The 13,999-nt window shown below is 50.9% G+C and carries 16 protein-coding genes; 3 read left to right on the top strand and 13 right to left on the bottom strand.

What is annotated here, in order from left to right; all coding sequences use genetic code 11:
- The 8 genes from VJY99_RS17815 to VJY99_RS17780 form a co-directional block, all read right to left on the bottom strand.
- Positions 1–413, bottom strand: a 413-nt coding sequence (locus tag VJY99_RS17815; RefSeq protein WP_324120849.1) for a glycine betaine ABC transporter substrate-binding protein, incomplete at its 3' end; no start/stop codon positions are given.
- A gap of 60 nt (positions 414–473) precedes the next feature.
- The gene (gene proW / locus VJY99_RS17810) at positions 474–1,553 is read right to left on the bottom strand and encodes a glycine betaine/L-proline ABC transporter permease ProW (RefSeq protein WP_324120847.1); all 1,080 of its coding nucleotides are present in this window, start codon (positions 1,551–1,553) and stop codon (positions 474–476) included.
- On the bottom strand, positions 1,550–2,749 hold the full coding sequence (gene proV, locus VJY99_RS17805; protein ID WP_324120845.1) for a glycine betaine/L-proline ABC transporter ATP-binding protein ProV: 1,200 nt from the start codon (positions 2,747–2,749) through the stop codon (positions 1,550–1,552). The genes proW and proV overlap by 4 nt, the downstream gene beginning before the upstream one ends.
- Before the next feature lie 563 nt (positions 2,750–3,312).
- Positions 3,313–4,275 carry a class 1b ribonucleoside-diphosphate reductase subunit beta gene (gene nrdF, locus VJY99_RS17800; RefSeq protein WP_324120844.1) on the bottom strand — a complete coding sequence of 321 codons (963 nt, stop codon included), beginning with the start codon at positions 4,273–4,275 and terminating at the stop codon, positions 3,313–3,315.
- A gap of 9 nt (positions 4,276–4,284) precedes the next feature.
- Positions 4,285–6,432, bottom strand: a complete 2,148-nt coding sequence (gene nrdE, locus VJY99_RS17795; RefSeq protein ID WP_324120842.1) for a class 1b ribonucleoside-diphosphate reductase subunit alpha — start codon at positions 6,430–6,432, stop codon at positions 4,285–4,287.
- A complete protein-coding gene (gene nrdI, locus VJY99_RS17790) occupies positions 6,405–6,815 on the bottom strand; it encodes a class Ib ribonucleoside-diphosphate reductase assembly flavoprotein NrdI (protein ID WP_324120840.1) in 411 nt (136 codons plus the stop codon). The genes nrdE and nrdI overlap by 28 nt, the downstream gene beginning before the upstream one ends.
- Complete coding sequence (nrdH, locus tag VJY99_RS17785; RefSeq protein WP_324120838.1) at positions 6,812–7,048, bottom strand: glutaredoxin-like protein NrdH; 237 nt, start codon at positions 7,046–7,048, stop codon at positions 6,812–6,814. The genes nrdI and nrdH overlap by 4 nt, the downstream gene beginning before the upstream one ends.
- Positions 7,049–7,380: 332 nt before the next feature.
- Positions 7,381–7,812 (bottom strand): carboxymuconolactone decarboxylase family protein, encoded by a 432-nt coding sequence (locus VJY99_RS17780; protein WP_324120836.1) that lies wholly within the window; start codon positions 7,810–7,812, stop codon positions 7,381–7,383.
- Positions 7,813–7,944: 132 nt separating this feature from the next.
- On the opposite strand from VJY99_RS17780, the gene VJY99_RS17775 reads away from it, so the two are divergent.
- Positions 7,945–9,276 (top strand): PLP-dependent aminotransferase family protein, encoded by a 1,332-nt coding sequence (locus VJY99_RS17775; protein ID WP_324120851.1) that lies wholly within the window; start codon positions 7,945–7,947, stop codon positions 9,274–9,276.
- A 191-nt stretch (positions 9,277–9,467) separates the two neighbouring features.
- Here VJY99_RS17775 and VJY99_RS17770 read toward each other — a convergent pair whose 3' ends face one another.
- The gene (locus tag VJY99_RS17770) at positions 9,468–9,794 is read right to left on the bottom strand and encodes a DUF883 family protein (RefSeq protein ID WP_324120835.1); all 327 of its coding nucleotides are present in this window, start codon (positions 9,792–9,794) and stop codon (positions 9,468–9,470) included.
- Between the two features lie 156 nt (positions 9,795–9,950).
- On the opposite strand from VJY99_RS17770, the gene VJY99_RS17765 reads away from it, so the two are divergent.
- On the top strand, positions 9,951–10,292 hold the full coding sequence (locus tag VJY99_RS17765) for a DUF2002 family protein (RefSeq protein ID WP_324120834.1): 342 nt from the start codon (positions 9,951–9,953) through the stop codon (positions 10,290–10,292).
- Between the two features lie 54 nt (positions 10,293–10,346).
- Here VJY99_RS17765 and alaE read toward each other — a convergent pair whose 3' ends face one another.
- The 3 genes from alaE to VJY99_RS17750 all read right to left on the bottom strand — a co-directional run bounded on the left by alaE (position 10,347) and on the right by VJY99_RS17750 (position 11,917).
- Positions 10,347–10,802, bottom strand: a complete 456-nt coding sequence (alaE, locus tag VJY99_RS17760) for an L-alanine exporter AlaE (RefSeq protein WP_324120833.1) — start codon at positions 10,800–10,802, stop codon at positions 10,347–10,349.
- A 336-nt stretch (positions 10,803–11,138) separates the two neighbouring features.
- Complete coding sequence (locus VJY99_RS17755) at positions 11,139–11,318, bottom strand: hypothetical protein (protein ID WP_324120832.1); 180 nt, start codon at positions 11,316–11,318, stop codon at positions 11,139–11,141.
- Between the two features lie 74 nt (positions 11,319–11,392).
- Positions 11,393–11,917: a rhodanese family protein gene (locus VJY99_RS17750; RefSeq protein WP_324120831.1), complete on the bottom strand. Its 525-nt coding sequence runs from the start codon at positions 11,915–11,917 to the stop codon at positions 11,393–11,395.
- Positions 11,918–12,198: 281 nt separating this feature from the next.
- On the opposite strand from VJY99_RS17750, the gene VJY99_RS17745 reads away from it, so the two are divergent.
- The gene (locus tag VJY99_RS17745; protein WP_324120830.1) at positions 12,199–12,969 is read left to right on the top strand and encodes a 5-oxoprolinase subunit PxpA; all 771 of its coding nucleotides are present in this window, start codon (positions 12,199–12,201) and stop codon (positions 12,967–12,969) included.
- A gap of 98 nt (positions 12,970–13,067) precedes the next feature.
- Here the strand turns inward: VJY99_RS17745 and VJY99_RS17740 are convergent, their stop codons facing one another.
- Complete coding sequence (locus VJY99_RS17740) at positions 13,068–13,928, bottom strand: PA4780 family RIO1-like protein kinase (protein ID WP_324120828.1); 861 nt, start codon at positions 13,926–13,928, stop codon at positions 13,068–13,070.
- Positions 13,929–13,999 lie beyond the last annotated feature (71 nt).

Below are 13,999 nucleotides of genomic sequence, written 5' to 3'. Positions count from 1 at the left end.
GGATCTTTTAACTGCGCGATATGGGTGATTTTGTATTGCTCAGCCGTTTTCTTATCGATCAGATAACCCTGGGCGGCACCCTGAATGTAAGTCCCTTCACGGTAAAACTTCTTGTCACCGCCTGCGGCGTCAAACATATCGTCATGCAGCGGCTTCCAGTTGGTGGCGATAAACGTGGTATCGCCCGCGGCCATGGAGGTGTAGGCCACGTTGTAATCCACTTCACTTGGTTTGTTAACCGTATAACCCAGTTTCTCCAGGCCACGGCTCACCAACAAAGTCTGGAATGATTCTTCTGAAAGGGTGCTTTGTGCAGGTTGAACCGTCATGCCTTTACCCGGCAAATCAGCGGCAAAAGCGCTGGTGGTAACGAGTGTAGCAAGCGCAGTCGCTAGAATAGTTGTGTGTCGCATCGTCGTTATTCCTGTTTTAGGGTGATGGAGCGTGAGGCGGCACGCATGCCGCCATCAGGTTTATTTGATGAAGGGACGGGTCAAAAGACCTATTGGGCCGGTGTTAAACCAGCGACGGTTGCCACGGCTGCGTGAATCGCGGCCAATGGACTGAGTTAAACGGTCGAGAATAATGGCAAGGATGACGATCCCGACGCCGCCGACGGTCGCAAGACCCATATCGAGACGGCCAATACCGCGCAGAACCATCTGACCAAGGCCACCGACGGCAATCATTGAGGCGATAACCACCATCGAAAGTGCCAGCATCAGCGTTTGGTTTACACCCGCCATAATGGTTGGCATCGCCAGCGGTAACTGAACTTTGAACAGCATCTGGCGAGGGCTTGCGCCAAACGATCGTGACGCTTCAATCAAATCTTCTGGAACTTGTTTAATCCCCAGAATCGTCAGGCGCACAATCGGCGGCAGGGCAAAGATAATCGTTACGACCACACCCGGCACGTTACCGATCCCGAACAGCATCACGATAGGCACCAGATAGACAAACGCCGGAGTGGTCTGCATCGCATCTAACAGCGGGCGAATGATCTTCGCGGCGCGTTCGCTTCTGGCAAGCCATATACCGAGCGGCAAACCAATAATCATGCAGAACAGCAGGGCGGTCAGAACCAACGCCAGCGTTACCATCGCTTGTGACCACGCGCCAATCGCACCAATCGCAATCAACGAAACTAACGTCGCAATCCCCATACCCAGGCCGGACATTTGCCATGCAATCATCGCGAACAGGATTATCGCAACCGGTGCTGGCATCCCCAGCAAGAAGTGCTGGAAGCCACTCAGGATATAATCCACCGGCACACGAATCCCCTGGAACACCGGGCGAAAGTGTGTGACCACCCAGTCGATACCGTGTGTTACCCAGCTATCGAGTGGGATCAGCGTCTTATGGAACGGATCTAAAATATTAAAATGTTCAGGCGCAGGTGCGGGGGCCGAATTGAGCCAATCTGCACTGCTATTTGCAGCCGGTGTTGATGCCGCCTGGTTACCCCACGCGTCAGCGCTCGCAGCGGCCTGATTTGTTGTAGTGTCGGCCACGGCACTGCCGGTATCCCACGGATTTGATGCACTCATTGACTGACCCCCTCACGATCTAACGCCTGTAGCAGAACCCCTTTCGAGATAATGCCCACGTACTGACTCTCTTCCCCAACAACCGGAACCGCACACGGTGCCTGGCCTACATGGGTGAGCAGTTCGCTCAGTGACGTATCAGCGGAAACTACCGCTGGAGATTCGAGGTAAGCCGTGTCCAGACCCTCGCCCGCAGATAACGCAGCTTTCAGTGAGTCAGTCGAGACAATCCCGAGGAATTTTTGCCCACGTTCAATGACATAACCGAATTCACGGTCGCCATCTTGTAGCAGTTTCAGTGCCGTGCGTGGGCCAAAACCGGCGGTTTTACGTAGCAGGCCAGCAGGGTTACGGCGGGCGATATCTTTCGCGCTAAACACCTGGCTGATATCCACACCACGGAAGAAGGTACGAACGTAATCATTCGCCGGATTATTTAAAATTTCATCCGGTGTACCGACTTGCACAACTTCACCACCTTGCATAATGGCAATACGGTCGCCAATACGCATTGCTTCATCCAGATCGTGGGAAATAAATACAATGGTACGTTGGTGTCGCGCCTGCAATTTAATTAACTCGTCCTGCATCTCAGTACGAATTAATGGATCAAGGGCCGAGAAGGCTTCATCCATCAATAATATATCGGGATTAATCGCCAATGCACGGGCCAAACCCACACGCTGACGCATACCGCCAGAAAGCTCATCAGGGTAAGCATGAGAATAATTTTCAAGCCCAACCTGACGCAATGCATCAAGTGCTTTTTCCTGACGTTCTTTCAACGGAATTCCGGCTAATTCCATGCCAAAAGCGGCATTATTTAGCACCGTCATATGTGGCATCAAAGCAAAGGACTGGAATACCATGGAGATCTTATTTTTGCGTACTTCACGGAGTTCCGCTTCTGATATTTTGGCGATGTCGACACCATCAATCAGTACCTGTCCACGGGTTGGTTCAATCAGGCGATTGAGAAGGCGAACCATGGTGGATTTACCGGAACCCGACAACCCCATGATGACAAAAATCTCGCCTTCTTCAATGGCCAGACTGGCGTCTTTTACGCCAAGCGACAGCCCTGTTTTCTCCAGTAGTTCAGCTTTTGAAATACCCTTTTCTATATATTTGAATGCGCGTTGTGGATGCTCACCAAATACCTTATATAAATTCTTTACTTCAAGTTTAATTGCCATGCAATAAAGTTATTCCTGTATTTTCCCGTCATATTTCAAGTCGCATCTTTGTTGTCTTCGATTACTCACCCAAATCACTTGGTTTACTAAGCTCATCGGGTTCATATTCTTGTCATCGCGATGCAAATTGAACTATTTAGGGTATATATATTTATACACAATTCCTGATGGAAATATTCACTGCATATACCCTAACATACTCAGAATCTGAGACAACCCTCGATTTCCGATATATCGAATATCCGCGTCGGTGATGGGGTAAGAATTTCCCATGAGTAAAGGGCTGAGAGCAAATTAGAGAAGGATGATATTTTTTGTAATGGACCACGGAATTATCCTAAATAGCGTGGATTTAGTCGAAAATGTAAACGGATATTTGTATGGATTACAATGAATATTATCGCCAAAGTTAGAGGGGTTATTTGGGTTAATTTACGATAATTAACTCAAATAATTCGAGTGGCAGGATGGCGACAATTCTACAATTCCCCAGGCACATAGATGACTATCCGACTGGGGCGGTGGGCGCAGTCAACGCACCTGCGACGTGAAGTATGAAGGTTTTAGAAATCCCAATCTTCGTCCTGAGTTTCCACCGCTTTCCCCATGACATACGAAGAACCCGAGCCGGAGAAAAAGTCATGGTTTTCGTCCGCATTTGGCGAAAGTGCCGCCAGAATTGTCGGGTTCACTTCAGCCATTTCAGGCGGAAAGAGCGCACTATAACCCAGATTCATCAACGCTTTATTCGCGTTATAGCAGAGGAACGCTTTGACCTCATCCTGCCAGCCCACATCACCGTACAGCGCATCGGTATAGGCCACTTCATTATCGTAAAGATCCATCAGCAACTCGAAGGCGAAATTCTGCAACTCGCTCTGCCGTTCTGCGCTTTGCTGCGCCAGTAATTTCTGGAACTTATATCCGATGTAATAACCGTGTACCGCCTCGTCACGAATAATCAGGCGGATAAGGTCAGCGGTATTGGTCAATTTACCCCGGCTGGACCAATACATCGGTAAATAAAAGCCTGAGTAAAACAGGAATGACTCCAAAAATACGCTGGCGATTTTCTTCTTCAGTGGGTCATCGGCATGATAATGCGCCAGGATAATTTGCGCCTTGCGTTGCAACGGCTCGTTATCCTCACTCCATGCGTAAGCGGCATCGACATCTTTGGTTTGGCAAAGTGTCGAGAAAATCGAACTATAAGAACGGGCATGCACCGCTTCCATAAAACTCACATTCGACAGCACCGCTTCTTCATGCGGCGTGATTGCATCCGCCATCAACACTGGCGCACCCACGGTATTCTGGAGGGTGTCCAGCAGTGTCAGTCCGGTAAACACCCGGATGGTGAGCTGTTGTTCGTCGTGCGTCAGTGACTGCCAGGCCGGAATGTCGTTCGACAGTGGCAATTTCTCTGGGAGCCAGAAGTTACTGGTTAGGCGGTTCCACACTTCGAGGTCTTTCTCATCCTCGATTTTATTCCAGTTGATGGCACTTACGCGGCTTAACTGAGTCATGTTCTCTCCTTATAAAGCGCAGGACACGCAGCCCTGAACTTCGGTGCCTTCCAGCGCCATCTGACGCAAGCGAATGTAGTAGAGCGTTTTGATGCCTTGCTTCCAGGCATAAATCTGCGCTTTGTTAATATCGCGAGTGGTGGCGGTATCACGGAAAAATAGCGTCAGCGACAGACCTTGATCGACATGACGTGTGGCTTGCGCGTAAGTGTCGATGATTTTTTCCGGGCCTATGTCGTAGGCGTCCTGGTAAAACTCCAAATTGTCGTTGGTCATAAACGGTGCCGGATAATAAACGCGCCCAGTTTTGCCCTCTTTGCGGATCTCAATGCGCGAGACAATCGGGTGAATGCTCGACGTCGCGTGATTGATATAAGAGATAGAACCCGTCGGCGGAATGGCCTGTAAATTCTGGTTATACAGACCGAACTCCATCACATCGTCGCGCAACTGCTGCCATTGCTGGCGTGTTGGAATGTCGATACCCGCATTGGCAAATAACTCACGCACTTTTTGGGTTTTTGGTTGCCAACTCTCTTGCAGATATTGACGGAAGTATTCACCGCTCGCGTAGCGTGACTGTTCAAATCCCGCAAAGCGCTGTTTGCGTTCCCGCGCCAGCAAATTCGATGCGCGTATGGCGTGCCAGGTGACGGTGTAAAAATAGAAATTAGTGAAATCCAGCCCTTCAGCGGAGCCATAAGCAATGCCTTCGCGTGCCAGATAACCGTGTAGATTCATCTGCCCGAGGCCAATGGCGTGCGAGGCGGCATTTCCGGCTTCAATAGAGGGCACTGAGCGAATGTGGCTCATATCGGAAACCGCCGTCAGCCCACGGATTGCCGTCTCTATGGTCTGGCCAAAATCGACGGAATCCATGGCGTGCGCAATATTCAGTGAACCGAGATTGCAGGAAATGTCGTGACCCACCTGCTGATAATCGAGGTTTTCGTCATAGGTCGAGGCGCTATTCACCTGCAAAATCTCTGAGCACAGGTTGCTCATATTAATGCGCCCAGCAATGGGGTTGGCGCGGTTGACCGTATCCTCAAACATGATGTACGGATAGCCGGACTCGAACTGGATTTCCGCCAGGGTCTGGAAGAAATCGCGCGCGTTAATAAAGGTCTTACGGATGCGCTCATCTACCAGCATTTCCTGGTATAAATCGCTGACCGCAATATCGCCAAACGGCTTCCGGTAAATACGCTCAACATCGTAAGGCGAGAATAGCGCCATCGGTTGGTTATCTTTTGCCAACTGGAAGGTGATATCCGGGATAACAACGCCAAGTGATAATGATTTGATACGGATTTTCTCGTCAGCATTTTCGCGCTTGGTATCAAGGAAACGTAAAATATCGGGATGATGGGCGTGCAGATACACGGCACCCGCACCTTGACGCGCACCGAGTTGGTTGGCGTAAGAAAACGCATCTTCCAGCATTTTCATCACCGGGATAACGCCTGATGACTGGTTTTCGATGCGTTTAATTGGCGCACCGACTTCGCGCAAATTAGACAGCAAAAATGCCACGCCGCCGCCACGTTTGGAGAGTTGAAGTGCTGAGTTCACCGCGCGCCCAATCGACTCCATATTGTCTTCGATGCGCAACAGGAAGCAGGAAACCCATTCGCCACGCTGCATTTTCCCGCAGTTCAAAAAGGTCGGCGTGGCGGGCTGGAAACGGCCACTGAGCATCTCATCCAGCAGGCGGTTCGCCAGGCTCTCGTCACCTTGCGCAAGGGTGAGCGCCACCATGCAAACGCGATCCGGGAAGTGTTCCAGGTACTCTTTGCCGTCCCGGGATTTTAGCGTATAGCTGGTGTAATACTTCCACGCGCCAAGGAACGTCTGGAATGTAAAACCGCTGTGATGGGCTTTTTCAAACAGCGTTTCTACAAAACGACTTTCGTAACGTTGCAGCACCGTGTTGTCGTAATAGCCTTCCGTCACCAACCACTCCAGGCGTGCCTGCTGATGGGGGAAGTGGCGCGAATGGGGCAGCACATGCTGTTTATGGAATTGTTCTACCGCCAGTTTGTCTTTTTCAAACTGGATACGGCCTTCAGAATCATAAAGATTCAACATGGCGTTGAGCGCGTGATAATCCGCACTTTCCGTCGCCATTACGCTGATAGCTTCTGTCGTTGCCAAAATTCTTTGACTCCCTTACGCACGTTTTCGATGTCCTGCTCGGTGCCCAATAGCTCAAAACGATAGAGATACGGCACCTGACATTTTTGGGCTATCACGTCGCCCGCCCGGCAAAACCCATCGCCAAAATTACGATTTCCGCTGGCAATCACACCGCGCAACAACGACCGATTAGTCGGGTTGTTTAAAAATCGAATCACCTGAGCGGGAACGGCACCTGCAATCCCGCCACCACCGTAGCTCGGCACAATCAAAATGAACGGTTCCGTCACTTCAAGCCGCTGTTTGACCTCCAGCGGAATGCGCAAGGCGGGCAGCCCCAGGCGTTCGACAAAACGCAGGGTATTTTCCGACGAGCTCGAGAAGTAGACGAGATGACTCATGCGCTGACTCGCGGGCTCAGGCGGTTGATCATGTCCGGGCGAAACCCACTCCAGCTTTCCTGTTCTGTCACGACGACTGGCAACTGGCGATATCCTAACGTGCGCAAATCGTCCGCCGCTTCAGGGTGTAAATCGAGATTAATCAGGTCAAAAGTGAATCCGCGGCTTTCGATGGCGCGTTGGGTCGCGTGGCATTGGACACAGTCATTTCGAGTGTATATGGTAATGCGCATGATTCGTATTCTCTCTGTGGTTGAGAATATGAATACTAGATGTGGGTAATAAAATTATCAACCATACAATATATAGTATTTTTAGATAAGCTCAGAAGGGGTGATGAGCGAGGCGGGGACCCGTTTTCCCTGTGTTTGAGTTTGCTCTGGGAGGCCGGAGAGGGTTCCGTTCACTGGGCGTTCAGTGTTCCCTGAGTCTACCGAAACGGTGAACGTATCAAGTGGGCTACCGCAGCCCCCTTGATAATCCCGGCTCCCGGCTCTAAATCTCCGCTTCGCGGAGATCTCGTCCTGGCTGATTGCCAGATAGCGCGCGCGAGCCGCAACCAACCCTACATCCGCATACTGACTGCCAGGCGGTTAAACGCATTCATCAAACTCGCGGTAAACGTCAAATCGCTAATCTCTTGTGCGGTAAAGAATTGCAGCAAGGGTTGGTACACCGCATCTTCTGCGCCACCTTCGGTAATCAGTGTGATGGCTTCAGCCCAGGCGAGTGCTGCGCGCTCTTTGTCGCTGAAGTGATGGCTCACTTTCCAGCCCGCCAGCGCATCCAGTTTGGTCTGATCGACGCCATCTTTGCGCAAGGCTTTTGAGTGCATTTCCAGGCAATAGGCGCAGCCATTAATTTGCGAGACCCGTAGGAAAACCAGTTCAATCATTGTTGAACCCAGCGAGCTGGATTCCAGACCTTTCAGCGCCTGGAGCATTGGCTTAAACACTGCTGGGGAGAGGTCAAAGTAGGGCTGGCGTAATTCTGTCATGGTGTCGTTCCTCATGTTGGTGTGCGAGCAATTTAGCACTATGATGGACTACTAAAGAGAGCCATAAATTAACTAATAAAGCAGGCCATAATGGCAAAGCCGAATGAATTGGTGGTCAGCGCTCACCACACCATCCCGCGTTATCAACACATCGCCAGGCAACTCAAACAGGCAATCAGTGACGGTGAGCTGGTGGCCGGGAGCCGTTTACCGTCAAGCCGCACAATGGCGCTGGAGCTTGGCGTGGCGCGGGCGACAGTAGAAAACGCTTACGGTGAATTGGTGGCGCAAGGCTGGCTGGAAAGGCGCGGCCAGGCAGGAACGTTCGTCAGCCCTTCGGCCACGTCGGGGGCCAATAACGTTGCTAATGCATTGAGCCAACCCCAAGGTGCGCCGCGTCCGTTTCAAATGGGTTTGCCCGCCCTGGACGCTTTCCCACGTGCGTTGTGGGCGCGGATTATGGGGCGGCGACTGCGGCTGCAAACCCGTTATGACCTGGTGATGCCAGAAGCTAACGGGGAATCGACACTGCGCCAGGCTATTGCCGACTATTTACGTTTTTCGCGCAGTATCGACTGCCAGCCTGAGCAGGTATTTATCACCGCCGGGTTTCAGGCTGCCATGCGGTTGGTGGTGCATACGCTGGCAAAACCTGGCGACGGAATATGGCTCGAAGACCCAGGCTACCGCTACGTGCGCCCGGCTTTTGCCGAGGCAGGTATGGCGTTGCATCCCGTACCCGTCGATGGTGAAGGGATGCACATTGATTACGGGATGAGTCATTTCCCTGACGCTCGCTTTGCGCTACTCACGCCTGCGCACCAAAGCCCGCTCGGCGTGGCGTTGTCGCTGGCACGTCGCCATCAATTGCTCGACTGGGCAGCCGCTAATCAAAGCTGGGTGATTGAAGACGACTACGACAGCGAGTTTCGCTACCACGGGAAACCCTTACCACCGATAAAAAGTCTCGATGGCCCGCAGCGGGTTCTCTACGCCGGGACGTTCAGCAAATCGCTGTTCCCGGCATTGCGTGTCGCCTGGCTGGTGGTGCCGCAACAGCAAGTTGAGGCGTTCTCACAACATACGCATTTCTTGCCCTGCACGGCCCCGTTGTTAATTCAGCAAACCATTGCCGATTTTCTTCGCGAAGGTCACTTTTGGCGTCATCTGAAAAAAATGCGTTTGTGCTACAGCGAGCGGCGAGTGTGGCTTGAGGAGGCGCTACGTGAGCAAGGGTTCGATGTCGTACCGCAAGCCGGTGGCATTCAGCTGGTGATGCGTGTCAGTGGTGATGACCGTGCTTGGGTGGCTAAAGCGCGGCAAGCGGGGCTTGCAGTACAGGCTTTAAGTGACTGGCGGATGGTTTCAAAAGGGGAAGGGGGGATTCTGATGAGTTTTACTAATCTCACTTCACAGGCACTCGCACGGCAAGTGGCGAAACAATTGCGCGAAGCGATTAGCTGATTAATCAGCGGCCAACAAAGATGCAGCTTGAATCTTGAATGATGACGGATAAAGAAACCCCGGAATAAATTCCGGGGTTATCCCCCAAATAATTCGAGTTGTGGGATGCGAGCAAACGTCACCAACGCACCAACAACTTGAAGTATGACGGGGTTAGACGCATATTTGTTATCACTACACTTAATGACTCACTAACGTCGGGATGCTAACAAAGCCCCGATGAAAATACCCACGGCGGCGCTGATACCCACGCTCTGCCAAGGTTTGTCGCGCACATAAGTATCGGCGCAACTGACCGCTTCACAAGCGGCTTGCTTAACACGGGTGCGACCCAGAAGGCGAGCACGCGTCTCTTTCAATAGAGACTCCGCTTTTTTGCGGGCGGCTTCCCCTTCTTCTTTAACATCGCTACCGAACGATTTAAGAACCTCTTCCAGTGTGTCGGCCAGTTGGTTCACGTCACGGTTAATATCATCAACGCCTTCATCTACATCATTTCGATTTACACGGTTAAACATTCGTTTCTCCCTTGTTGCGATGTACTACTCAGTGTAGACCATAATTTTTAGTAATGAGGTCGTTCACGGGCTTTATGGACTAATCTGAAAGCGCAGCTAATGCTGGATATTGTAAGGTTGCGCTGCCACAGACGATAAAGATAAAGAGGAACAATTATGTATTTACGACCCGATGAGGTTGCCCGCGTGCTTGAAAAAGCCGGTTTTACCATGGATGTTGTTACACCGAAAACCTACGGATATCGCCGTGGCGAAAATTACGTATATGTGAATCGCGAGGCGCGTTTAGGGCGAACGGCGCTGATTATTCACCCGACGTTAAAAGAACGCAGCCAGACCCTGGCAGATCCTGCGACGGACGTTAAAACTTGCGATCATTACCAGCAGTTCCCACTCTACCTGGCTGGCGAAACTCACCAGCATTACGGTATTCCGCACGGTTTTAGTTCACGCATTGCGTTGGAACGTTACTTGTCTGGTTTGTTTGGCGAGCATTAATCGAAACCGGCGTTGTTGCTTGTCACAGTGCAACGTCAGCCAGCCTGAGTGTTTTCAAACCCCAGCTTTTGCATTCCGGTAACCGCTGATACGGAACAAGCGGCGGCAATAATCCAGAAAGTAGCCATACGCTGCCCCCATAAGCATCGACACAATAATGTTCGAACTGACCGCTGCGGCTATCTGGTTCCAGTCAGCCCCGACCGACCACAAGATGGCGACGTAAACCGGCGACTGGAAAGTCACGTAAGCCAGCACGTCTGCAAGAGTTTTTACCCAGCTCGCCTGGCTATAGCGTTTAGCAAAACGCATGAAAGCATCGCGATAAAAACCATAGGGCCAGGCAATCAATATGTTGACAGGAATGGCGACCAGACGCGAAGAGAGTGACTGCTCAAAACTCATGCCGGAGAGAAAAATCTCTATCATCATGTTCACAACCGAGCAATACACTACCATCGCAAAAGTATCTGCGACTGCATGGCGCAGACGTGACTCAGGAGAAAACATTATTCCGACTCCGAATGAAAATTAGAGGTATACACTGCCAATGGATGTTATTGGTGGTGTTAATGAAAGGCTTTATTTGATGTGAGTAGATTATATTGCTATTTGAAAATGAACAATTAGTGATAAATTTTTATTTATTGACGTTTTGTCAATAAAATCCGTTAAATGAGACAGAACAGGCAGTGTTTCCTGATTTTGTCGTTTCACTATTCATATTTATTTGTAAATCATGGGGTTGGTTTCACCGGTTGTTGATAACGGGTGATGACAAGGAAGGGACAACTTTATTGAAGGGCTTCAGGCGGGGAAAACATCGCCCGCCTGAACACAGAGGTTTTAGCAAACACCAAAATCGTCGTCTTCTTTATACAACGTAACGTCTTCCGCTTTTAGCGTGACTTTTTCACCAGCCAAAATACTCCTGGGTGTGCAGAACAATGTATCTCCCTGAACATCCAGCACTTCATACTTTGGGCCACCTTTCTTGGGCTGTACCAAATCACCGACTTTGAACATAGTTAACCTCATTGAATGAAGAGAAATGTCTACCGTTAACCATAGCCCAAAGCGGTCAGTTTTATACTTGTGATTTAGCGCTTATTCCACGGCATCATTGCCAGTAAGCGAGCCATGCCGCAAAAACCGCTGATCCCTGCAAACAGCAAACCCGCACCGACAAACCCCGAAAGCAAAAAGAAGCCAGGGTGAAGAGCGAACCCGAAGATCACGCCTGTGAGCACCAAAGTCCCTGCAGCAATCTGCACCTGGCGCATTATCGGCAGCGGCTGTGACTTATCCGCGAGTATTTCTTGCCCGTCTTTCTTCCAGGCCGTTAATCCCCCTTCCAGCAGCAACACTTTTGCTGGTGCCACGGCATCCACCAGTTTTTGCGCATTTTGAGTGGTACGCATGCCGGACTGGCAATAAAAAATTACCGTATCGAAAGGAGCAAATGGGCCAAGCCGTTCGCCATTTTCGATGGCAGAAAGCGACAATAAATGTGCCTCGGCAATATTCTCACGCGTATATTCGTCACGCTCGCGGATATCAATCAACGCGGCACCTTGAGTGACCAATATTTTGGCTTCGGCTGGGGAAATAGTCTGAATAGTCATGGTGTTCCTCTCGGATACTAAATGGCTTTAAGCGTGCCAATAATTTACCGAATGGTATCACTTTTAAGGGAATATCAGGATGCTTGCTGATGCCTGGACCCTGCTGCCAGAACCTCAGTCAGCTTCATGATGTTATTTAATAAGAAAATGACTGAACACCAGCGTAATATTGCGACAACCTGACTTATTGCCGCCCCGTGTGTGGTTTACCTGTGGGTATATGGGCGCACTTTCCGTTGGTGCTATGTTCAACTTCCTGAAAGTGGTTTGAGGAAAAGCAGATGTTAAAAACGATTGATCTCAATAGCGATTTGGGAGAAAGCTTCGGCCAGTGGAGCATGGGAGACGACGCCGCAATCCTGAATCTGGTGAGCAGCGCCAACGTCGCTTGCGGGTTCCACGCCGGTTCCCCAGCAGGCATTCTTGAAACGCTGAAAGCCGCCTATGCGCAGGGAGTCACTGTGGGCGCGCACGTCGCTTACCCGGACCTGGTGGGATTTGGCCGCCGAAATATGGACATCGCGAGCGATGAGCTGACTGCTGATGTGATTTACCAGATTGGCGCGTTGCAAGGGCTGGCACACGCGGCGGGCACGGAAGTGCGCTACGTCAAACCGCACGGCGCGCTTTATAACACCATCGCTTATAACGAACGCCAGGCATTGGCGGTCATCGACGCAATTCTGGCCGTTGACCCACACTTGCCGCTGGTGGGGCTGGCGGGTTCTCCGGTGCTGCAATGGGCGCAGCAAAAAGGGTTGAAGACTATTGCTGAAGCGTTCGCTGACCGTGCCTACCACGCCGACGGCACGCTGGTTTCCCGCCGTGAAGCGGGCTCGGTTCTGCACGATGCGCAGCAGGTGGCAGAACGTATGCTGCAACTGATCACCGAAGGTGGCGTGCAATCTATCGAAGGAAAATTCACCCCGATTCAGGCCGACTCTATCTGCGTGCATGGCGACAGCCCGGGTGCGATAGCCATGGCGAGCCAGATCCGCACCTTTCTTGAAGCGCAGGGCATTGCCATCCGTTCGTTTATCTCGCGGCAATAGCGGCGCTTACCTCTCTAAAAATGACATTATCGCTTGGTACTGAGCACAAAAAAGCCCGCGTAACTTTCGTTATGCGGGCTTTTGAATTTATTAGGTCATCACTCGTATTGCTGGTCGCGTTCTTTGGCTGCGCGCTGACGGTCGTAAAACTCATCTTCTGCCGTAATGATTTCATCCATCAGTGAATCCATATCCACTTCATGCTTCTCTTCAACGAAAAGACCGGTTAGCTGAGTTTCTGGTGTTAATTTTCCGTCTTCATATAACGCCCAGATTTCTTTCGCATAACGAGTTTGCAGTATTTGCGGGGCAAACTGACCGTAATACGCGGTGATGTTATTCACATCACGTTCAAACATGGATTCAGCATGGTTGTTTGCGGCGGCGTCTACAGCTTGCGGCAAGTCGATAATGACCGGCCCTTGCGCATCCAGCAGCACGTTAAACTCTGATAAATCGCCATGCACCAGGCCTGCACACAACATGCGCACGATATTGCGGATCATGGTATTGAAGTCAGTAACAGCCTGCTCTTCCGTCAAGGACACATCGCTAAGACGTGGCGCAACCGCACCTTCAGCGTCAGTCACCAACTCCATCAATAACACGCCGTCAATACACATATAAGGCTGTGGGACGCGAACACCGGCGTTAGCCAGACGGAACAAGGCCTCCACCTCGGCCATTTGCCAGGTTTCTTCTTGCTGCTTGCGCCCGAATTTCGACCCTTTTTGCATTGCACGGGTATTACGAGAATTACGGACTTTACGACCTTCCTGGTACTGCACAGCCTGCTTAAAGCTACGTTGCATGGCTTCTTTGTACACTTTGGCGCACTGGATTTTATCACCGCATAAAACGGTGTAAACGTCGGCTTCTTTGCCGCTCTTCAGCCGCTGGAGTACATCGTCAACCAGGCCGTCATCAACCAGAGGTTGGATTCGATTTGGGATTTTCATGCGGCTTTATACCTTATTTCAGTCGCTTTTCGTACCAATAACACAGATGAAGATACGGGAAAAGAGGGCAA

The sequence above is a fragment of the Buttiauxella sp. genome (genome assembly GCF_035271705.1).
Lineage (GTDB): Bacteria > Pseudomonadota > Gammaproteobacteria > Enterobacterales > Enterobacteriaceae > Buttiauxella.
This window is presented reverse-complemented; position numbering and strand designations above follow the sequence as displayed.